The 21,127-nt window shown below is 66.1% G+C and carries 19 protein-coding genes; 6 read left to right on the top strand and 13 right to left on the bottom strand.

Annotation, left to right across the window (positions count from 1 at the left end; genetic code table 11):
• Positions 1 to 2: 2 nt before the first annotated feature.
• From EU513_RS09000 to EU513_RS08990, 3 genes are read right to left on the bottom strand one after another with little or no spacing between them, the layout of a single operon-like run.
• Positions 3 to 1,154: a restriction endonuclease subunit S gene (locus EU513_RS09000; protein ID WP_129625569.1), complete on the bottom strand. Its 1,152-nt coding sequence runs from the start codon at positions 1,152 to 1,154 to the stop codon at positions 3 to 5.
• Positions 1,151 to 2,761: a class I SAM-dependent DNA methyltransferase gene (locus tag EU513_RS08995; protein ID WP_129625568.1), complete on the bottom strand. Its 1,611-nt coding sequence runs from the start codon at positions 2,759 to 2,761 to the stop codon at positions 1,151 to 1,153. Before EU513_RS08995 ends, EU513_RS09000 begins: the two co-directional genes overlap by 4 nt.
• Position 2,762: 1 nt before the next feature.
• The gene (locus EU513_RS08990; RefSeq protein ID WP_129625567.1) at positions 2,763 to 4,757 is read right to left on the bottom strand and encodes a hypothetical protein; all 1,995 of its coding nucleotides are present in this window, start codon (positions 4,755 to 4,757) and stop codon (positions 2,763 to 2,765) included.
• A gap of 143 nt (positions 4,758 to 4,900) precedes the next feature.
• Between EU513_RS08990 and EU513_RS08985 the strand changes: the two genes are divergently transcribed.
• Complete coding sequence (locus EU513_RS08985; RefSeq protein ID WP_129625566.1) at positions 4,901 to 5,410, top strand: hypothetical protein; 510 nt, start codon at positions 4,901 to 4,903, stop codon at positions 5,408 to 5,410.
• A gap of 339 nt (positions 5,411 to 5,749) precedes the next feature.
• Positions 5,750 to 6,406, top strand: coding sequence for a hypothetical protein (locus EU513_RS08980; RefSeq protein ID WP_129625565.1), 657 nt, complete (start codon positions 5,750 to 5,752; stop codon positions 6,404 to 6,406).
• Between the two features lie 2 nt (positions 6,407 to 6,408).
• Here the strand turns inward: EU513_RS08980 and EU513_RS08975 are convergent, their stop codons facing one another.
• From EU513_RS08975 to EU513_RS08945, 8 genes are all read right to left on the bottom strand, one after another.
• Positions 6,409 to 9,474: a DUF3427 domain-containing protein gene (locus EU513_RS08975; protein WP_129625564.1), complete on the bottom strand. Its 3,066-nt coding sequence runs from the start codon at positions 9,472 to 9,474 to the stop codon at positions 6,409 to 6,411.
• Positions 9,475 to 9,531: 57 nt separating this feature from the next.
• The gene (locus EU513_RS16360) at positions 9,532 to 9,789 is read right to left on the bottom strand and encodes a GIY-YIG nuclease family protein (RefSeq protein ID WP_255407455.1); all 258 of its coding nucleotides are present in this window, start codon (positions 9,787 to 9,789) and stop codon (positions 9,532 to 9,534) included.
• A 15-nt stretch (positions 9,790 to 9,804) separates the two neighbouring features.
• Positions 9,805 to 10,341, bottom strand: a complete 537-nt coding sequence (locus EU513_RS08970) for a hypothetical protein (RefSeq protein WP_240795986.1) — start codon at positions 10,339 to 10,341, stop codon at positions 9,805 to 9,807.
• Between the two features lie 134 nt (positions 10,342 to 10,475).
• A complete protein-coding gene (locus EU513_RS08965; RefSeq protein WP_129625563.1) occupies positions 10,476 to 11,012 on the bottom strand; it encodes a hypothetical protein in 537 nt (178 codons plus the stop codon).
• Positions 11,013 to 11,259: 247 nt separating this feature from the next.
• A complete protein-coding gene (locus EU513_RS08960) occupies positions 11,260 to 11,964 on the bottom strand; it encodes a DUF6308 family protein (protein ID WP_129625562.1) in 705 nt (234 codons plus the stop codon).
• A gap of 111 nt (positions 11,965 to 12,075) precedes the next feature.
• Complete coding sequence (locus tag EU513_RS08955) at positions 12,076 to 12,702, bottom strand: hypothetical protein (protein ID WP_129625561.1); 627 nt, start codon at positions 12,700 to 12,702, stop codon at positions 12,076 to 12,078.
• A 288-nt stretch (positions 12,703 to 12,990) separates the two neighbouring features.
• Positions 12,991 to 13,584 (bottom strand): dual specificity protein phosphatase family protein, encoded by a 594-nt coding sequence (locus tag EU513_RS08950; protein ID WP_129625560.1) that lies wholly within the window; start codon positions 13,582 to 13,584, stop codon positions 12,991 to 12,993.
• A 9-nt stretch (positions 13,585 to 13,593) separates the two neighbouring features.
• Positions 13,594 to 14,388, bottom strand: coding sequence for an ADP-ribosylglycohydrolase family protein (locus EU513_RS08945; RefSeq protein ID WP_168990222.1), 795 nt, complete (start codon positions 14,386 to 14,388; stop codon positions 13,594 to 13,596).
• 141 nt (positions 14,389 to 14,529) lie between these two features.
• Between EU513_RS08945 and EU513_RS08940 the strand changes: the two genes are divergently transcribed.
• Positions 14,530 to 15,186 carry a PD-(D/E)XK nuclease family protein gene (locus EU513_RS08940; protein ID WP_168990221.1) on the top strand — a complete coding sequence of 219 codons (657 nt, stop codon included), beginning with the start codon at positions 14,530 to 14,532 and terminating at the stop codon, positions 15,184 to 15,186.
• Positions 15,187 to 15,867 (top strand): hypothetical protein, encoded by a 681-nt coding sequence (locus tag EU513_RS08935; RefSeq protein ID WP_129625557.1) that lies wholly within the window; start codon positions 15,187 to 15,189, stop codon positions 15,865 to 15,867.
• Positions 15,868 to 16,351: 484 nt separating this feature from the next.
• Here the strand turns inward: EU513_RS08935 and EU513_RS08925 are convergent, their stop codons facing one another.
• Positions 16,352 to 16,537 carry a hypothetical protein gene (locus EU513_RS08925; RefSeq protein WP_129625556.1) on the bottom strand — a complete coding sequence of 62 codons (186 nt, stop codon included), beginning with the start codon at positions 16,535 to 16,537 and terminating at the stop codon, positions 16,352 to 16,354.
• 272 nt (positions 16,538 to 16,809) lie between these two features.
• A complete protein-coding gene (locus tag EU513_RS08920) occupies positions 16,810 to 18,183 on the bottom strand; it encodes an L-serine ammonia-lyase (protein WP_129625555.1) in 1,374 nt (457 codons plus the stop codon).
• 121 nt (positions 18,184 to 18,304) lie between these two features.
• Between EU513_RS08920 and EU513_RS08915 the strand changes: the two genes are divergently transcribed.
• Entirely contained in the window at positions 18,305 to 19,549 is a 1,245-nt protein-coding gene (locus EU513_RS08915) for a trans-acting enoyl reductase family protein (protein WP_129625554.1), read from the top strand.
• Entirely contained in the window at positions 19,546 to 20,955 is a 1,410-nt protein-coding gene (locus tag EU513_RS08910; protein WP_129625553.1) for a hypothetical protein, read from the top strand. The genes EU513_RS08915 and EU513_RS08910 overlap by 4 nt, the downstream gene beginning before the upstream one ends.
• Positions 20,956 to 21,127: the final 172 nt, after the last annotated feature.

Raw genomic sequence — 21,127 nt, 5'->3', positions numbered from 1 at the left:
GGTCAGAGCACCTCCCCGGCACACTTCTCCGCGCCTTTCACGGTGAGCTTTCCGGACATCAGCAGGGGCAACAGTCCATCGCGGGTCGCGGCGAGGCGAGCAGTCTCGTCCGACAGTGCTCGAGCGCTGCCTGAGAGCGCGTGAATAGTGTGCTCAACTGCGGCGACCTCGGTTGGAACCACCACTTGCGCTCGTTTGAGATTGCCCATGCTGAGCTTCGGCTGCACCGCCCCCGTAACGAGATCGCTAACTCGCGTCCGACGGGCAATCACTGCGAGTAGCTCCGTAGACACCGTTCGCCCAGTCAGAACGTGGGCGTGGTTGTTCACCCAACTGGGGCCCCATACGTACTGGACAACAGCCGTTCCGTCGTCCGTCACGACGGTTCCATCTTCGCCGACTAGCACAAGCGGCTCGTCGAACAACTGATCGTCCACGAATCCAACCAGCCCGGCAGCTCCGTAGTACGGAACTCCCCCCACCCGAAGTTCACGCTCGCGACCAGAGAGCGGAACCCTCCTTCGGTTGTGGAAATCGGCAATGTCGCCAACGGACTTGGTCGTTGATCCGGATGCCAGAGCTTCGGACAGTGCGGTATCCATCAGCTCGCCGCTAACGGCAACGACCCGCCGGTTGGCGGCGATCTTGTCGTCGAACGCCCCCAGCACCTCCACAATCCCCCGCTGCGTCGCGATCGGAGGCACCTCGATTTCCAGCGATCGAATATCCGCCAGGTTGATGTACGGCGCCATGTCAGTGTTGTTCGCCCGATGTGACGCTTGACGGACGAACTCAGCTGAACGGAACCACAGGGACAGGAAACGTCGAGAGAGGCGGTCCTCGTCATTCAGCCGGAAGTAGCAGAGCTGCGGGGAGTACACGACGCGCTCGCCAGCGGGCATCTCAGCTACTCGACCGACTGTGCCCTTCGTTGTCAGCAGGATGTCACCTTGCTCCGAGAGCTTCGATCCGATTTGAGCAGTCAACTCCTCCGACACGAAGTCGGGCCCAGTTCTGTTGACGACTCCATCCGCAACATCGGCCACTCGCAGAATGCGGTACCCCGGTTCGCGAAGTTGATCGCGACGCGTCCGATATCCGTCGCCAAAGCTCAAGACGCCCGCTGCGGCTAGCTCGCCGATCGTTGTCCTCACGACAGCCGCCCCAGCTGCTTGCGGACCTCAACGTCAAGCCGCGCCGACTCGTCCATCGCTGCGAGGAGTTCTTTGGTAAGCCGGGCGACCTTCTCGCCGATCGGCTCGCCGTCGTCCTCTGCCTCGGGCGCTCCCACATACCGACCAGGCGTCAAGGCGTAGCCGGCTTCCTTCACCTCCGCGAGCGTCGCCGACTTACAGAAGCCAGGCACGTCCGCGTACTCACCGGACGCGGAAGCTGCACCCCGCCACGAGTGGTACGTGTCGGCGATTCGAGCGATGTCCTCGTCCGACAGCGCGCGCTCGGCGCGGTCGACCATGTGGCCGAGTTCGCGGGCGTCGATGAACAGCACCTGGCCGGTGCGATCGACCGAACCGCCTTGTCCCGCAGCCTTGTTCTTCGAGAAGAACCACACACACACCGGGATGCCAGTGCTGCGGAACAGCTGCGTCGGCAGGGCGACGATGCAGTCGACCACGTCGTCCTCGACCATCGCCGCGCGGATCTGCCCCTCACCGCCGGTGTTGCTCGACAGCGAACCGTTGGCCATGACGACGCCGGCTCGACCGTTGGAGTCGAGGTGGCTGAGGATGTGCTGCATCCAGGCGTAGTTGGCGTTGTTCTTCGGCGGCACGCCGTAGGTCCACCGGCTGTCAGATTCGTTGCGCGCCCAGTCCTTGATGTTGAACGGCGGGTTCGCCATCACGAAGTCGGCCTTGAGCGTGGGGTGGATGTCGTGGGCGAAGGTGTCCTCCCACTTCGCGCCGAGCCCGCCGGTGTCGATGCCGTGGATGGCGAGGTTCATCTTGGCCATCCGCCAAGTGCGCTCGTTGTTCTCCTGGCCGTAGACCGCGAGGTCGGAGGCTTCCTCACCGTGCGCGGCGAGGAACCGCTCCGATTGCACGAACATGCCGCCCGACCCGCAGCACGGGTCGTAGACGCGTCCGCGGTGCGGCTCGAGCACCTGCACGAGCACCTGCACGACGCCGGCCGGGGTGTAGAACTCGCCGCCGCGTTTGCCTTCGCTCCGGGCGAATTCAGCGAGGAAGTATTCGTAGACCTCACCGAGCAGGTCCCGCGCCTTCGTCGACCCGTCGCCGGTGAACCGGGCCGAGTTCAACACGTCGAGCAGTTCGCCGAGGCGGCGCTGGTCGACCACTTCACTCTTGAAAGTCTTCGGAAGCGTGCCGCGCAGGGTCGGGTTCGAGCCCTCGATGAGCTGCATCGCGTCGTCGACCAACTCGCCGATCGACACCCTTCGCCCCAGCTGGGGGTCGTCGAAGCCCTTCGCGTTCTCGGCGAGGTAGCTCCAGCGTGCAGTCGGCGGCACGAAGAAGACGCCGCTACCGCGGTACTCCTCGAAGTCGTCGATGACCTGTCCGATCTGTTCGGTGCTCCACCCCTCGGCCGTGAGGTCGGCCTCGATCTGTGCGCGGCGCTCGTCGAACGCGTCCGATGCGTACTTCAGGAAGATCAGCCCGAGCACGACGTCCTTGTACTGCGAGGCGTCCATCGAGCCGCGCAGTTTGTCGGCGGCCTTCCAAAGCGTCGCCTTCAGTTCCTTCATAGTCGACGGCGCAGCGTCGACCTTCTTCTTCGGGGGCACGTCAGTCCTTCGTGTCGGGTGTGGTGGATTCGATTCGGGCGTAGCCGGATGCCACCGACTCCACCAACGTACTTTCCAGCTGTTCGAGAGATTCCAGCTCCTGCTGCAATTGAGCTCTGCGGGTGGCGATCTGGCTGGTCCGGTCGGCAATGGCCGCGACCTGCCCGGCTGCGATCGGACGGATCCGCATCAGCTTCACGTCACGCGCCGGCGCCGATTGCGCTGAAAGGTCGCGGGCGATCACCTCCGGGCTCAACCCGGCGGCGAGCCCTTCGTCGGTCACCCGCAGCACCCGCAACGGAGTGAGCGCCAGTGCGTCGCCGACGCGATCGACCATCGCACCGTGCGCCGGAGCGAACACGACGTCGTCGGGCTGGGTGAGTCGCGCCGATTCGTAACGCCACTCGAGTTCGACCCGGTCGATGCGCCGTGGCGCACTTCCGCCCAGCTCGGGCACGCCGAGCACGCGGACGCCGCTGCTCCCAGCGTGAAGAAGGTCGTCGCGGATGCGGTTGCCAGGAACCAGCCGCAGCCAGCCCTCCTTGATGGCGTGCTCGATGGTGCAAGCCTTGGTTGTGGTCGGACGTGCCTCGGGTACGACCTGCCAGCCCTCCGCGAGATCGCCGCAGCCCGATCGCATCTCGTCCGCCCGAAAGGCAATCGACCGGTCGACGCCGCGGGACGGGTCGGCATCGGCGTCGGTGACCACCCGGCGCACCAGGTCGCCGTCGCCAGCGAGCAGGGACGGCACCGGCACCAACCGGGCCGACTTCAGCACATGCGCGCGGCCGAGGATGTGCGCGCTCGTCGCGACTACGAGGTCGGTCACGAAGTCGTCGATCGACAGCTCGGCGAGCACCCGGTCGCCCAGGTCTCCCGTCACCACACCCAACCGATTCTGTGGCACCGTAACGGGATTCGCCCCGAGTAGCAGAAGTGAGAGCCGCCCGCTGTGCCGGTGGGTCATGACGCCTGCGGGAAGCCGGGCGGCCATCCGGAGCTGACCGGAACGCAGCCAGGAGTCGCGTAGCTTCACATCGGCAGGGTCAGTGAGCGAGTTGGTCAAAGCGGCTGATGCGCCGACGAACAGCGCGAGGTTGTGCTCGCCGAGTTGGAGCACGCTGTCGTCAACGGCATCGAGCGCGTCACGGTTGGGGAGGTCGCGGACGTCGCCGAGCAGCACGCCCGGTCCGGTCACCGTGTCGTCGCTTGCGAGGTCGGCGTCGATGCCGGCCGCGTGCAGGCGGCGAAGTGCGCTCCGCGTCGCTCTGTCGCGGCAGTCGACCAACCTGATGTCTGCCAGCGGCTCGCGGTCGGCCACGGCCAAGGCGACTCCGACGAGTGCGGGGCTGAGGAGAGTCAACCGCAGCGGGTCGATCTCGAGCGCTCCACCGGCGGCGATGACGCTCGCGGCGAGGAGCTTCTCGAACTGCGCCGCGTAGCCGCCGGAGCGCCGAGTCTCGTCGGCGACAAGAGCCTCGAGCGCCGCTCGTGCGGAGTACGACGCGTTGGAGAGTTCGTCGCAAATGCCCAGCGCCGTCGCGTTAATGGGTGCGCCGACGATCTCCGTGAGCAGAAATACGTCGTGGGGGTCGATGCTTCTGGCCACGTTGGTGACTTCTGTGAGCGTGAGATCGCCGAGGTCGGAGCCGGTGATAGCCGCGAGAGCGAGCAATGCTGCCAGTGTGTCGGTGTTGAGGTCGCCGACGACCGTGGGATCGATGCGCGTGAAACGCGGCAGATCGTCGATCACGGAGTCGTTGTTGCCGGGAAGATGCCCGAGCTGCGCCTCGCTACGGCGGAACCAGTCGGCGATCGCAGCGGCATCCCACAGCTCATCCGCGCCATCTGCGGTCGCGGGCTGCGGGAACGGCACCTCACGCCCGGCGCTTCGAGACCGCCACATGCTGACCACCGGACGCTGCACCTTGGCGGCACGCGCGACGTCGGCGAGCGACATGCGTAGCGGGCCTGGCGCCGGGTAGGTGGTGGTCATGGGTTGAACCTTACGACGCTTCCTTCACTTCTGCTTGTTTTAACTGATAAGCCCCCTTATCAGTGTTTCTTGTGTTCGGATTGCCGTGGATTAGCAAGTCTTGCCGCATTGCACGCAACGGGCGTGCCTACACGGAGGCAGACATGCACAACCAGGTCCTGCAGCAACCCCAGACAAATTCCGCGCCGGCGCGTAAGTCGCGCCGGAACACGTGGCTCAAGTACGGCGGCACCGCCATCGGAGCGTTCGTTCTCGGCATCGCTGCCGGCTCGTCGTCCGGGTCGGGTGCCACGACGGCCGCCGACGCATCACCCGTCACCGTTCACGAGCCGGCACAGACCGTCTATGAGACGGCAGCGGCTGCACCCGCCGAGACGGTCACCGTGACCGAGTCAGCGGCACCGGCCACCACGCAGGACGGCTCGAGCATCCCCGGCGATGGCACGTTCCAGGTCGGCGTGGACGTGCAGCCGGGCACGTACATCTCGACAGCACCGGACAGCGGCAACTGCTACTGGGCACGCCTCAGCGGATCGGACGGGTTCGACAACATCATCGACAACAGCAACAGCTCGGGCCAGTCGCTTGTCACCGTCAAGGCGACCGACAAGTTCTTCGAGTCGCGCGGCTGCAACGCCTGGACGAAGCGGTGAGCTGACCTATGCGACCGAGCAAGCGCAGGCAGTTCACTCCGCACCGCCGGTGCGCCGTCACCGACAAGATCTGCTTCCCCGACCACGCGGCGACGATCCCCGCTCTGTGGAGCGCAGAGCTTGCTCGGACTCGAGCCAATGAGAACGGCTCGGAGTGCCGGCGGCGCGAGCAGCGCAGCTACAAGTGCCCCTATTGCAGGCAGTGGCACCTCACGTCGCAGGCGTAGTTGGACCGGGGACGTCGTCCGAGCATGGGGGCCGGACGACGGGCTCGGGTCGGCATCGATGTCGTTGTCGGTGCCGACAGGGAAAGTGAGTCACGACCGAGAGGGACAGCACATGACAGTCACTGGAAGGCGCGCCGCAGCAAATCGCGCAGAGTGGCATCGCCATGTCCATCGACTGTGGCTCTACGTCGGCGGCGTGACAATTGCCACCGCCCTCGTCGGGGTATTGATCAAGGTGCCGGAGCTGTTCGTCGGGACGATCATCCTGCTCACAGCGGTTGTGGTGGTCACGGGGCTAGGCATCGCGGTTGTGCTGCCGCCCCCACCGCCGCTCGCCACCAGATCTGCCCTTGCTGAGCAGTTCGCCTGGCTCTGGCGATTCATGGTTGGCGCAACGCTGGTTGGAGTGAGTGCCTTCGTCGCCGTCGGCGCGCAGGCAGAATTCGATGGGGCATCAACGGGTGGTGCCGCGGGTCAGTTGGATGCTCTGGCACAGGCGTGTTTCGGGCTGCTCGGCGATGTATTCCTCATCGGGCTCACAGTCATGGGGGTTCGTATCGCGTGGGTCATGATGCGCAGCGGCTGGACGGCGCGCTTTCGAGCCGCCGCCGCACTGCTGGGCCTCTTGGGCCTGCATGGACGATCCCGAACCGTTCTTGCTGCCTTCATAGTCAAGATCACGAACCCTGGGCCGGCTGCACTGTTCCTTTACCTCGCACCGTCCGTCTTCTGGGCAGCGACGCAGACCATGCTGGTAAACGCACGCTAGGGCTACACCGACCGCGCCCACGCAAACACACCCTCCGGCATCGCTTCCCCAAGCCGCCAGGTGATCGCCATCGGCCGCTCCCCCTCGTGCCGCACGTACTCCGCCGACCCGAGGAACACGTACGGCGCACCGCCGCCGAACTCGGTCACTTTGTGCTCACGAGCGAACAACAGGATCGAGTCGCCCGAGCGGGCGTGGTTGATGTACCGCTGCCCGGTCGCCGAAGCCTCGCGCGTTGTCGACTGCGACTCCCAGTGGAACAGGGTGGGCGAGATCGCGTAGTCGCGATACATGGTTGTCGGTGAGAACCCAGAGTCGGTCTTCACGGTGGTCACCAGCAACGCGTCGAGGTACCGATCATCGACGCGGTATACGCCGGCGACCGCATGCGCCGGAAAGTTGCGCCGCTCGAACGAGGCATACCCGATCGCGGTGAGCAGTTCCTCGCGCGTGTAGCTGCCGTGCAGCGCCAGCGCGGGAGCACCGCTGCTGGTGACCGAAGCCGAACTCGTCCAATGCGCTTGATCGAGAGCGTGGTCGAGCACCTCGGTCAGCTCACCACGGATCGCCGGCTCGGCAGCCAGAGCATCGAGCGCATCCTTGGCCGACGTGAAGCCACCACCGCTCGGCCACAACGACATTGCGAGCATCGGCGCAAACAGTCGCGCATCGTCCGACGCCGCCGACCAGTCAAAGCCGTCGGCGAGAAGCTCTCGGTAGGCGCGATGCCGGCGCACATCATTCACATGCACGAAGGCGCGCACCCGCTTCACCAACTCCCGCTCGCGCGGGCCGGGCGGCGGGAGGGCTGCCCCCGCGTCTCGGCGAAGCGTGGTCCACGACTTGTTGTTGCGCAGCACGTCGCTGAGCTCGAGCCCGGCGTCGTCGAGAAACTCGGCCAGCCCGGTAACAGTCGACGACCGCAGCTCCGCCGTCATCGACTTCCACGACGAGCCGACGCCGGCCCGAATGTTCTCCAGCACCGCCTCGCGGGCGACGTCGTCGAGCACAATCTGCGACCCGCCGGGGATATCGAAACCGCGATCAACTGAGACCTTGAGCTCGGCGCGGGTCATGCGCTTGGCAATGGCACGCAGCTTGCGATCGAGGCGATACTCGGCGCGCTGATGGCCGACGAAGTCGAGCGCGGTCAGCACCGGTTTGTTGTTGGCTAAGCGCAGTCCACGGCCGAGTTGCTGCACGAACACCGTCGCACTCTTGGTCGGTCGCAGGAAGATGACGGTGTTGACCGCGGGGATGTCGATGCCCTCGTTGAAAATGTCGACGGTGAAGATCACCTTCACCTCGCCACTGACGAGTTGCCGCACGGCCGCGCTGCGATCGAACGAATCCGGACCAGAGACAACGGCAACCGACGGCACACCGACCTCGCTGAATTGGCGCGCCATGAACCGTGCGTGCTCCTGCGACACACAGAAGCCGATGGCCTTCATCTGCGTTAAGTCGCCGACCTTGTCTCGCACCGATCGCAGCACGTGTCGTGCACGATCGGCATTCGAGGCGAACAACCGCTCCAACTCGGCTTGGTCGTACGCGCCGCGCACCCACCGCACGTGTCGCAGATCGACGGTGTCGCCGATCGCGAAGTAGTGAAACGGCGTCAACAGGTCGGCTTCGAGCGCGTCCCAGAGTCGCAACTCCGCGGCGATGCGGCCTCCGAAGAAGTCGGCCACGTTCACCCCGTCCGCGCGCTCTGGGGTCGCGGTGAGGCCGAGCAGCTCGAGCGGCTGGAAGTGGCTGATGAGCCGCTGGTACGACGGCGCCTCAGCGTGGTGGAACTCGTCGATCACGACGACGTCGTAGGCCGCCGGGTTGACCTCGGCAAGATCGAGCCGCGCCAACGACTGCACCGACGCGAAGACATGCCGACCGTGCGTCGGCCGCCTGCCGTCGACCCACAACTCACCAAAACCGCCGTCGCCCAGCACTTCTCGGAAGGTGCGCCGGGCTTGCAGCAGGATCTCTGCGCGGTGCGCGACGAACAGTAAGGGTGGCCGCTCGCTCCCCTGGCAGAGGCGCTGGTAGTCGAGGGCGGCGATCACGGTCTTGCCAGTGCCGGTCGCGGCCACGACGAGGTTGCGATGCCGGTCGTGCACCACCCGCTCGGCCTCGATTTGCTCGATGATCAGCTTCTGGTGGGGAAACGGGTGGACGGCAAGTCCGGAGATGCTGATCGTGTCGTCTGGTTGCTCCCGGTTGCCGGCCTTGGCGAGCGCGAGGTCGAGTCGCTCGGCGTCGCGCTCGGGCAGGTAGGTCTCGAATGCCGGGTGATTCCAATACGACTCGAAGGTCGCGTCGAACTTCCGCATGAGCGTCGGCGTGGCCACCTCGGAGATGCGGACGTTCCACTCGACGCCTTCGAGCAGCGCGCTGCTGGAGAGGTTCGAGGAGCCGACGTAGCCGGTGTTGAACCCGGTGTTACGCCGGAACAACCATGCCTTCGCGTGGAGTCGCGTCCGTTGGATCTCGTAGTGCACCTTCACCTGGGCGCCGAAGTCGTTGACCAGGCGGTCGAGGGTGCGACGGTCGGTGCAGCCGGTGTAGGTCGAGCAGATGACACGGATCGGCACGTTGTGGGCGCGCAGAGTTCGCAGTTCGTCCTCGAGCAAGCGGATGCCTGGCCACATCACGAAGGCGCACAGCAGGTCGACCGAGTCGGCGCTCACCAGCTCTGCCCGAAGCTCGGCACCGAGCGACGGCTCGCCGTGCGAGTTAGTGAGCAGCGCCGCCTCAGACAGCGGCGTGGTGGGACGCGTTGCGTACGACCGCCGGGTGCCGAGAGTGACCTTGCGCTCGATGCCGACGAGTTGCCGTGTCTTGCCCGGCGGCAGTTGCGCGTCGTCCTCGTCGTCGAGGCCGGCGAGGATTTGATTGGCCAGCTCTGGGGTGATCTGGCGGACGAGAGCTGTCGCGACGTGCCGACTGATCACATGGCGGAGGTCAGCGTCGGGTACGTCCTTGAGGTGAGCGATGAGGTCGTCGTCGAGATCGTCGAGAGCGCGTGCGAGGCCGGCGTCGACCAGTCGCTCGTATAGCCCAGGCTCCATGCAATCCCCTTGCCTCGCAGACGCGGTGAGCCGTCATCGTCTCAGGCGCGATGTGGGTCAGTTCCGATTGAGTCCATGCTTGCGCGTGTCGAGAGCTTGCTTGAAATGACTCTCCGCCTCATCGATGACGCGCGTGGGCGTTGCCGGATCGAAGACACGCAGGATCGAGTAGCGGAAGGTTGCGGGATCGAGCCCACGGAGCTCAACGTTGCCGCCGTGACCAGTCGTGGCGTAGTCGCTCCACCGCTGCAGAATCGTCTCGGCGCCGTCGGCCTTACCGACGTACTGGCGCCCGTCACGGGTGTCGGTGATCAGGTAGATGCCTTTGACCTAGGCGAGAGCGGTGCGCCATCCCGTGTATCGGTGCTCTCGCGTCAGCGCTTGGAGTTGCACGCGGTCGACGATGAGCCTGTCAAACCCCGGGAAGCGCAGCGGACGCGCGTCGGCGATCTCTGCCACGCGGTACCCCACTGCGGTGGTGCCGTGCACCCGCCACGCTCGCGGCGCCGGCCACGAGATGACCAGTCGGTTCCTGAGATTGGCCAGATCGTCGGAGACCCTGAGGTCGAACCCACGCAGCGTGCCGTCGTTGTAAGTCTCACCATGGTTGTCGACGACCGACCAGAGGCGAGCCCGGTCTGCGCCTTCCTTCATGAAGATGACCCACTGTCGAGGCGGGGCTGCCGGGAAGGTCCGAGTATCCGCGGACTGCCGCGATGTGTAGGCGAGGATCTCGTCGTCAGTCGAGTCGGCGTGGAGACCGCGTTCGCCGTCGGCATGGGCAAGCACGAACGAGTGGCGGATCACGATTGCCTCAGCCGGGTCGATGCCAGCGCTGGCGAGGATTGGGGCGAGTGTGAGCGTCATTCGATGGTTCCCCTCCTGTCTGAGTCCCGGCTGCTGGCGATGATCACGAGCAACGCGGCATGCACCGGTATGCCGTACGCAGCGGCGGAGTGTCAGAAGACCGCAAACCACTCAGGCAACCTGAAACCGAGCGTCTAAGCCAACCCGGGAAGCGGGACCGAACGACCGCCGAGGTCGGCCTCCGAAAGATCATGGAACCGACCGCTGTTCGGCGAGAACCGAACAGTCACGGTTCCCGTCGCACCGCCCCGGTTCTTGTGGATCGTCACGTCAACGAAGTCGTGGTCACCGCGGCTGAGGTCAAGGACGACGTCAGCGGCCGCCATCCAGACACCGTGCGACTCAAGTGGATCTCCGACCGGTGGATGCCAGTCGAAGCAACAAGCGCGTGGCACCGCCACTATGACGAGGCGTCCAGCCCACAAGAGCGGCCGAAACCAGTCGGTGCTGACACAGCTGCAACCCGCGGTCTCGGCGACGATCACCCCGGGCCCTTCGCAAGCCCCCACGAGCCAGGCGTCGACGAGCTCGCTCGGATCGCCCCGCTGAACATCGAGCCCGGCAGCCGAGAGCGGCGGCTCGCTCACTGCATGGCCGTAGGCTGCGGCGTTCCGCGAAAACCAATGCCGGTATGCGCCTTCCGGTTGCTGACGAGTGCCGATGAAGTTCACCGGCAGGCAGTTGACTACGGCAAGGTCGTATGCCCACTGGCAGAGCAGCTGCGACGTGCCGACCCCTGCGACCACCCAGACACGACCGGGCTCGAACCAGACGATCTCGTCGATGGCCGCCGACCCCGTCGACCAGGTCGTGCGTGGCTCACCAGGGGTTGCCGACGGTCGGAGGAACTCAGCGATGTGCGTCATACCCCGCATCATGCGACCGACCGCCGACAGCCTCGCCGACGCGGAGGTGTGGTTAGGGGCGTGGGACCGCCTTCGCCTTCCCCGATCCCTCAAGCCAGGCCAGCACGTCGAACACCCGTAACGGGCTGACCTCACTGCCGAGCCCTGCATCCTGGCGCAGGTCCTCGAGCCGGTCGTGGAGGCGGCGGTGCGGCGTCTCCTGCCGTAGTGCCGCGTGCAGCGGCTGCCACTGCTTACCCGACGGAAACACGGTCTCCCTCAGCACCGAGTCATAGACGGGCACAAGTCGTGGGCGCTTTCGGGCGATCAGCTTCGCGGTCTTGGTCGCGCCCACGTTGTGGAGCTTCCGAAGCTCGTGCCAGAGCGCCCACACCGGGCCGTATTTCTTTCCCGACTCGCTGACGTCGTCGACGTCGACAAGGTCCAGGTCGTCGCCGATGGCCGACAGAAGCTGATCGAAGCGATCCTTCTGCTTCACGAGAATCTGCACCGCCGCGTCTCCGGGGAGGTTTACCCCCAACAGCGACAGCGATGACAGGTCGTCCGAGGTGAAGGTGTTCTGCGAACTTGCCCGGGTACCCGAAGGGTCCCAGGCATCCCACTGACAACCACTGAACAGCGGGTGGCGAGGCCGGGCTTCGCAGAAGTAGTAGTACTTGAGCAGGGCGCCAGCCCACGCTTCGTTCCGTGGTTGCAGCGACTCCGGAAGGTTCAGATCCTCGTACGTCAACTTCTCTGGCGCGTCGCCAGTACTCATGTATTTCCTCCCTAAGTGCGAGAGGTCATCATCACCCACCCACCGACAACGCGTCGACGAATCAGCGAAAATCGAACGAGCCCAGGCGCATTCGCTGGAACCGCTCGACCTTCACCACGCTGGATATCGCACCGCCATCGCAACCAACGGCTCGTCCGTCGTCAGCGCCACCACGAACAGATCGCGCAGCGACATCTGTATCTGCCATGCGTATTCGTGCTTGGCGAACTGCTCGTCCATCCACGGCGTGACACCTGTCGACGCACCGATCAGCGCACCCGCCACCGCGGCGACCCCGTCTGCGTCGGCGGTCTCGCCCGCGAAACCGATCGCGCCGTCGAGTTCGGCGTCGCAGGTGGCGAGGTACATACCGGCGGCGAGCACGCGGTGGGCACGGCCGTTCGCGGCGATCGTTCGCAGGTAGTCGAGGTCGACCTCGCCGCCGGCCGTTGTGAAGTAGTCGTCCACCTTCGTCACCGGCGCCTCGGAGAACAGATTGACGATGACGTCCAGGCACTCGGTCGTCGGCGAGGTCGCCAGCCGAGCCAACAGCTGGCGGAAGAGGATCGCCGGGTTCGCGACGTAGTGCGTGTCCTGCGTGAGGCTCACCGAAAGCGACACCGTTTCCTTCAGCTCATGGGCCGTCGAGATGAGCGCGAGAGCACACAGCGGCGCTGCTCGCAGCAACCCGTGGACGCCCTTGGACGTGCCACCGAAGTACTTCAGACCGTCGTTCACGGCCTCCACCGTGGCTCGCGGGTTGCCCCGCCGCTTGTGGAACAGCGGGTTGGCCGAACCACGGGCGCGGCTCCAGCTGCACGCTGGTCGGCTCGTCGGTGTTGTAGACGAACGACTGCAGGTCATCGATCGTGGCTTGAATGAGCGTCGACTCGGCACGCGAGTCCGGCGGTCGCCACGCGCGAATTACCGCGTGCAGTTGGCGCATCGCGAGGTCGGTGGCCGCTCCAGCGATGAACGTCTGACCGTCCGGCGCCAACGTCGCATCACCGAGCGCGAGCCCGATCATCATCGCGCGGAAGCGCGCTCCTGCCTGTGTGCGAACTCGCTCATGTCACCGTGCATATGGCATCCCCTCCTCAAGTGCGGTCGCCACAGCAGATCGTCGAAATCGTTCTGGCCCAACGCCTCTCGCACCGCTTCGACAGCATCGCGCTCCCGAAGGCCGCCGTACTTCATCGCGTGAAACAACGCGACGGACGGCGTGCGGTGGTGGGCGTACACGCAGTGCAGGAAGACGGTCTCGCCCTCCCGCACCAACTCCTCCACTGCGTCGGCGGCGTCGTGCAAGCCGAGCGCAAGGTCGGTGTGCGACGACGGGTCGTCGCTGTCGACAAGCCACGCCTGCGCGTGCTTCTCGGTGCCACGGTCTTCAGCTCGACCGATGCGCGACAGCGACACGACGGCGGTTGCGTTCGTTGTCGCGAGCGCCGCCTCGTTGCCGACGGTCAGCCGGTCGGACCACGACACGGGCACCTCGAGCGGCGTGCCGAATCCGATCTCATGATCGCGCGCCGGCCAGGTGTCGACGTCGCACTCGCCCGCCGACCGAAGCGCGAGCTCGATCAGGTCGCGTTCGCGCTGAACCGGCCAGCCGTGCACCCTGCGCCGCTAGGCCGCGGGCAGTCCGGAGACGCCGCACCGCGCACCCATCAGTGCACCGGTGATCGCGGCGACAGTGTCGGCGTCGTGGCCGGCGCGCACCGCGGCGATCAGCGCACGTCGCGCGTGGCCCGACGAACCGTCGTCGGTTGAGGTGATCGCGGCCCAAGCGGCGCGGAGTGCGCCGAACGTGGAGCCATTGGCCTCAATTGATGCAGCAGGGTTGGCGAGACCTCGATGGTCGACGTGCGTTGAGGTGGTCTCGATCGCGCTCGGCCGGTAGCCCTCCCTCGCTACTCGACCACCGGGTGTGAAGTCGGCGCTGTCGATCCACTGCTCCCACTGCGAACGTCGTTCCTGCGGAACGAGATTGAGGCCCGCACGCAGGTCGAGACGCCCCTCCAGAACCGTCACCCGGATCGCCTCTGCGTGCAGCACACACGAGTCGGCAACCAACGGATCGGCGTGGGTCAGCGACGCGACGGCGACCGCCGCCCGCTCCGTCGCGTCAAGGTCGCGCAACCTCGTCAGCCCGACGATGCCGTTGCGCATAAGCGCGCCGTTGCCGGCCGACCGCGAGTGCTTCGCGGCGTAGTCGTCCGACTCCTTGCGCAGGCACATGGCCCACGGGTAGTCGGGCTCGTCGACGCTGCGGTCGGAGATACGAGCCCCGACGTGCGCGTAGGACTCAGCGGCGCCGAGCACCGCGGCGGTCTGGTTGCCGATGTCGCTCGCACCGTGGGCGCCGCCAGTCGACGAACGCCTTCGCGATCTGGTTGAGCGCTGTGTGGTGGTGGGTGTCATAGTGGGTCCCCTTCGCAACTTTATGTCTCCTAGACCATTTCTCTGCGCTCCTTGATTTTTGTCAGTACGACAGTTACGGCGATAGTGTCTGATCATCGCGATCCGGCACACGGCGCCGCGCCACACGGCAAGATGACGGCCATGGCTCAAAGCGGTGACTCAGCGCAATCTGCTGTCGACGCGCAATCTGCTTTCGACTCGGTCCTCGCGGAGTGGCGTGGCGTCGCCGACGATGACGCGGAGACGAGGTTCGGCCAGCTCCTCGATGAGTGGAGTGCCTTCGAATGGCAGAGCGGCAGCCGGACACTCCTCACCGCCCTCGGTCTTCAGCACCAGGAGGTTCCCCTTTGCCGCGGTCTCGCGTGGTTGCTGGACCCGACGGGCGGCCACCACCTCGACCGAGCCGCACTCAACGCATTCCTCCACTACATCGGCCAACCCGTCACTGCGTCGGATGACGAGGTGAAGATCCAGGTCGAGGAGATCAGAGAGAACACTCGCGCAGACATCGTGCTCAACCTGGGCGCACGGACGATCGTTGTCGAGGCGAAGGTGCACGCCGGCGAGCAGCCGACCCAGGCCGATCGGCTCGCCGCCCTCTGGGGCGAGCACTCCCCCACGTTGGTCTTCCTGACCACGAACGGCTACGCGCCGTACACAGCCGTTGACAGCAAGGAATCCTGGGTTCCATGCCGATGGCGGGACCTCGCCGCGGCGATTCGGCAGGCCATCGCCGAGCAGGGTCTCGAAGCTTCCGCTGGAGCACGTGATTTTCTCGAAACGATCGGAGCCCTCTGAATGTCCGCGCACGAAATCGAAGTCTTCGCCCGCCATCGCGATCAGATTGAGGAATGGGCGTGCCTCGAAGGTCGGTTCGACGAACTGATACGAGAAGCCGTCACCGCTGGCGATGCTGAACGTGCAATCAGCTTGGCGAAGGGGCACTCAGGAGATGAACAGGTCGATTTCTTCGTCCGAAATCGCCAGACAATCGCAGAGTGGAAGGCACTGCAGCCTGATGCTGCGGCCGCTTTACACGCCGAGTTGATCGCGGCAGCACAGCGATTGGGCTTCGAGATCGTCTTGGGCCACAACGGCTGGACCACGATTCATGCGTATCACGACCAGCGCGACACCGCCGCAGCCCCTGTCACGACCGAGCTGGCCTGGACGAAGAGAAATCTGCTCGGGGTGAAGGGAGACGGGCATCCCTACCCCCGGCTGGCCTTGTGGGCGATCGACGAGAACCTGGCACCCGGGCAGCGAGAGCAGATCTACTCCAGCACGAAAAGCGCGGCGCACGCTCTCGGCATGACTCGGAAAGCCCAGGCCTGGGTGCATTGGCGACCACTCGACGGGGTGTCGCAGTCGCAGAACGTGAAGAGCTATGCCGCTGGCTGCATGGCCGCACTTTCGGAGGCGTCCGAGCAGCTGATTCCGCTAGCCCTGCAGGCACTTTCTGAACAGACGGCGGGCTGACCTCTCAGCCCTAGCATTCAGCGGCCGGCCCAACGCCGCGCTCGCACCGGAAGCCGCCACCCAACGCCGCCCGCAAACTGCTCGAACGAACGCTCCGCGCCGGCCTCGAACCGGTAGATGAGGCTACGTGTCGGCCGGCTTTGCCGCGTCCCAGACTCGGTCGAACCAGTCTGAGACAAGGGGCCAGACAATCTCCATTCCGTCGTCCACTGTCTCGATAGCGAGTCCAAGTTCGTCTGGCACCACGAAATCGTGCGGGATGACACGTCCAGACGCGTCGCGGCGCTCTTGCGGATCCGAGAAACGGAGAGCCACGACGCCGGCCACCCGATCACACGCGGTGGACTCGTCCTGATCAACTCGCTCGAATGCTCGCTCGTACTCCGGCAACGGGTCGGGCAGGCCGCCGTCCAAGACGAAGCGGAAACCCCACGACTTGCCCCCGGTCAACCAGATCAGCCCGTCCGCGCGGGAGAAACGGCCGTCACTTCCGGCTCTTCAACAGCAGTCGCTCCTCAACCCCACGCTCCAAGTCGAGCTTGAACTGCGTGAGGGTCGCAGCGAGTACGTCACGGTTGGCCCGGGCCTGCTCGTTCGCGTCCTTGAGCGCGTCGGCGAGCCGTGCTGCAGCGACGAGAGCCGGTGATGCGGCTGTTGAGAGCTTGCCCACTCTGGGCACCTTCTTAACAACCTTGGTCAGGAAGCCCCCGGCAACGAGTCGCCGCAAAGCGCGATTCGAGGCCCGCAGCACGGGCGAACTTGTCGAGCGCGGCGACATCCGCGCGTCACACGGACTCGCACGCAACTTCATACTGCAATGCTGCTCGGGTGGTGCCCGCCTGCGACCAACGCTGTGGAGAAGGCAACCGGCCACGAAGGTTGAATTCGACGCCGAAGCGCAGCTGGTTCACGAGGCCGATCTGCCCCTCATTCGCGACGAAGTCAGCACTCGATGACGTTGACCGCAAGACCGCCGCGGGCAGTCTCCTTGTACTTGATCGACATGTCGCGCCCGGTGTCGCGCATCGTCTTGATCGCCTTGTCGAGGCTCACGTGGTGGGTGCCGGTTCCGTTGAGCGACAGGCGAGCTGCGTTGATCGCCTTGACCGACGCGATCGCGTTGCGCTCGATGCACGGGATCTGCACGAGCCCGCCGACGGGGTCACAGGTCAGACCCAGATTGTGTTCGATACCGATCTCAGCGGCGTTCTCGGCCTGCTCAGGCGTACCGCCCAGCACCTCACACAAAGCACCGGACGCCATCGCACAGGCGGAGCCCACCTCGCCCTGGCAACCGACTTCGGCGCCGGAGATCGAAGCGTTCTCCTTGAACAGGATCCCGATCGCGGCGGCAGTGAGCAGGAAGCGCACGACGCCGTCGTCGTCCGCTCCTTCCACGAAGTCGCGGTAGTAGTGCAGCACCGCCGGGATGATGCCGGCTGCGCCGTTCGTCGGGGCGGTGACCACGCGTCCACCCGAGGCGTTCTCCTCGTTGACCGACAGCGCGTAGAGGTTGACCCAGTCCATGACGTGCAGCGGGTCCATCCGCGCACCGTCGGCGGTGAGGTCGCGGTACAGGCCGGGTGCACGGCGCGGCACCTTCAGACCTCCGGGCAGCACGCCCTCGCGGCCGTACCCGTTCATGACGCACTGCTGCATGACCTTCCAGATGCGCAGCAGTCCGTCCCGGATCTCCTGCTCCGAACGCCAGACCTGCTCGTTGCGCATCATCACCTCGCTGATCGACAGGCTCTCGCGCTCGCAAATCTCGAGCAGTTGCTCGCCGGTGGTGAAGTACAGCGGAAGCGGGGTGTCGTCCTGCACGACGCGATCAGCGCCGGTGGCGTGTTCGTCGACGATGAAGCCGCCGCCGACGGAGTAGTAGACGCGGCTGGCGATGACCTCACCGTCGGAGTCGAACGCGTCGAACTGCATGCCGTTCGGGTGCGTCGGCAGCGACTTGCGACGGTGCAGGACGAGGTCCTTGTCCGCGTCGAACGCGACCACGTGGGTGCCGCCGAGCCGGACGATGCGGCGCACCTTCATGTTCTGGACGCGTGCATCGGCTGTGTCGACATCGATCGTCTCGGGGTCCTCCCCCTCCAGGCCGAGCAGCACGGCCTTGCCGGAACCGTGGCCGTGTCCGGTGGCACCGAGCGAACCGAACAACTGGGCGTGTACCCGGACGACATCGTCCAACCGGCCGTCCTGCTCCAGTGCGTCGACGAACATCCTCGCCGCGCGCATGGGACCGACCGTGTGAGAGGACGACGGTCCGATGCCGATGGAATACAGGTCGAAAGCGCTGAGCGCCATGGGTGTCGGCTCCTCGAGGTGACGGGATTGTCCGCAGACTTGATGGTTGATGAGGCCTGCGTCATGCCATCCTAGGCGCCGGTTCGACAACCGGGCCGGGCGCACACCTTACGGTTGGGCCATGGATTCCCGTACCCGCGAGTTCGACATCGTCCTGTTCGGCGCCACCGGTTTCGTCGGTGAGCTCACCGCCGCCCACCTGGCCAAGCACGCCCCGGAAGGCACCCGCATCGGCCTCGCCGGCCGCAGCGAGACCAAGCTCGCCGACAGTCGCGGCGACCTGCCCGCAGCAGCGCGCGAGTGGCCGTTGCTCACCGCCGACTCCTCCGACCCGGCGTCGCTGAAGGCGATGGTGGAGCGGACGAAGGTCGTCATCACGACCGTGGGACCGTACGCCTCCTACGGCCTGCCGCTGGTCGAGGCCTGCGCCGATGCCGGCACCGACTACGTGGACCTGACCGGCGAGGTGCTCTTCCACCGCGACGCGATCGACGCCTTCGACGAGCGCGCCAATGGCTCCGGAGCGCGCATCGTCCCCTCCTGCGGATATGACTCGGTGCCCTCCGACATCGGTGTGTTCGTACTGGCGAACGCCGTGCGTGAAGCCGGCGACGGCGAACTCGGTGACACCACCACGTACGCGTCGATGAAGGGTGGCGTCAGCGGTGGCACCGTTGCCTCGATGATGGGTCAGGTCGACGCGATCAAGGGTGACAAGGAACGCCGCAAGGTGGTCACCGACAAGTTCGGCCTCTCCCCTGAACGCGGCAACGAACCGTCAGGCGAGTGGAGCGACTCGGCTGCCGTTCGTGAGGACAAGGACCTCGGTGCGTGGACCGCCCCCTTCGTCATGGCCACCTACAACACCCGCATCGTGCGCCGCAGCAACGCCCTGGCCGGCTACCCGTACGGCCGGTCGTTCCGTTACCGCGAGGTGATGAAGACCGGCAAGGGCATCAACGGACGCCTGACCGGGTACGCCGTCGCAGCCGGCCTCGGCGGTGCGCTCGCCGCGATGAACGTCGGCGTGCTTCGACCGGTGGTCAAGAAGGTTGTGCCGGCGCCCGGCACCGGACCGAGCGAGAAGGCCCGCAACGAGGGCTTCTTCAAGATGGATATCCGCACCACGACGACCACCGGTAAGAAGTGGCACTCGATCGTCGCCGCGCAGGGTGACCCCGGGTACGCGGCGACGTGCGTGATGCTCGGCGAGGCCGGCCTCGCCTTGGCACTGCAGCGCGACGAACTCCCACTCCCGGATGGACGCCAGGGTGGATTGCTCACTCCCGCAACGGCATTGGGCATGCCCTACGTCGAGCGGCTGCGCGCGCAGGGGTTCACCATCGAGGCCGAGCCGCTGGTGTGAACGAGGCACTCACCCGACTGGTCAACCTGCTGCGAACGCAAGAGGCCGAGCGACTGCGCGGACGCAAGCTCGTGGTGTTCGCGCCGGTGCTGGCATCCGCGACCCCGCGGGTCGAGCACTACCGCACCCTCGGGGTGACCGAACAGCTGATCGTCACCTTCGGTGACGGGACCGGCCTCCTCCCCAGCGGCGACGACCTCACCGTCGTCCGCGCGACCTACGAAGCGCCTGTGCTGTCGGTGATGGATGAGTTGGCAGGGTGGCGACACGTGCTCAACAACCCGCCCGCTCACGTGCTCGCTGCGGTCGACAGCTTCGACCCGGAGGGCACCGCGCTCGTGCTCAACGCGACTCCGACGGCGAGTGACGCGAAGGTCTTCGGACGCGACGTCATCGGCGGCAGATCCCTGGCCGACGAGTCGCTCGAGGACAAGACGTTGTGCGGCGCGATCTTCGAGGCTGCCGGTCTCCGGACACCTCCCGAGGAGGTGGTCTCCGCGGACTCGAAATCGCTGCGCGACAGCGTTCTTCGTCTGGACCGCGGCGCCGGCGTGGTGATTTCGGCGGACGCGTCGCAGGGCATGAACGGCGGCGCCGCCAAAGTGTGGTGGGTGCGTCCTGGGACCGACCCGTCAACCGTCTTCCGCGAGGTGGCCGCAGCCGGCGAGCGTGCGCGGGTGATGCCTTTCCTGGAGGGTCAGCCGTGCAGCATTCACGGCATCGTCACCGACCGGGGCGTGCTCGTGCTGCGGCCGGTGGAGCTGTGCATGTTGCGCCCAGCGGGCGGGCACCGATTCGTGCAAGCCGGCATTTCCACGTGGTGGGATCCGACCTCGGCGCAGCGCGACGAGATGCGCACCGCTGCACGACGCGTCGGTGAGGCGCTTGCTGGAGAACATCGCTACCGCGGCGCGTTCGGCATCGACGGCATCCTCACGGCCGACGGTTTCCGTCCGCATGAGCTCAACCCCCGCTTCTCCGGCGGCATCAACACCATCAACAAGGGCACGGCCGACGTGCCACTCAACCTCCTCGACCAGACCGTCCGCTCCGGCGCGAACCTCGACGTCGACCTCGAGGCCGTCGAGACCGAGCTGCTCGACGCAGCCGACGCGAACCGCGCCGGCTCCGCCTATCTGGCGACGGACGCGGTGACGCCACAGGCGACGACCGCGATGTTCGTGTGCGGCACCCCCGATGATCTACGCCCCTGCGACGACGACGCCACCGCTGTCGGCACCCTCGAACTCGGACCCGCAGCGATGGGCGCGTTGGTGCGGTTCACTCCCATCGACTTCGCGCACGGGGAGCGGATGACACCGTGGGCCGCAGCCGCACTCGATCTCGCAGATCGGTTGTGGCACACAGGATTCGGCCCGATGGAGCAACCGCGCGAGGTTCGCTGACTCACAATTGCGTTGCCGTTCGGCGCCCGCACCGCGCAGTGCACGGGCCCGCAGTGCACGGGGGATCTTCGCCGACCCCGAGGGCAACGAGAGGATCGCTGCGACCCGACCGTCCGGGCGGTGACCTGCGTCTTCACCCGAGGTACGGCTCGCTCCGCGACCATAACCCTGC

Origin of the sequence: Yimella sp. RIT 621, assembly GCF_004146205.1 — a bacterium.
Classification (GTDB): Bacteria; Actinomycetota; Actinomycetes; order Actinomycetales; family Dermatophilaceae; genus Yimella; species Yimella lutea.
This window is presented reverse-complemented; position numbering and strand designations above follow the sequence as displayed.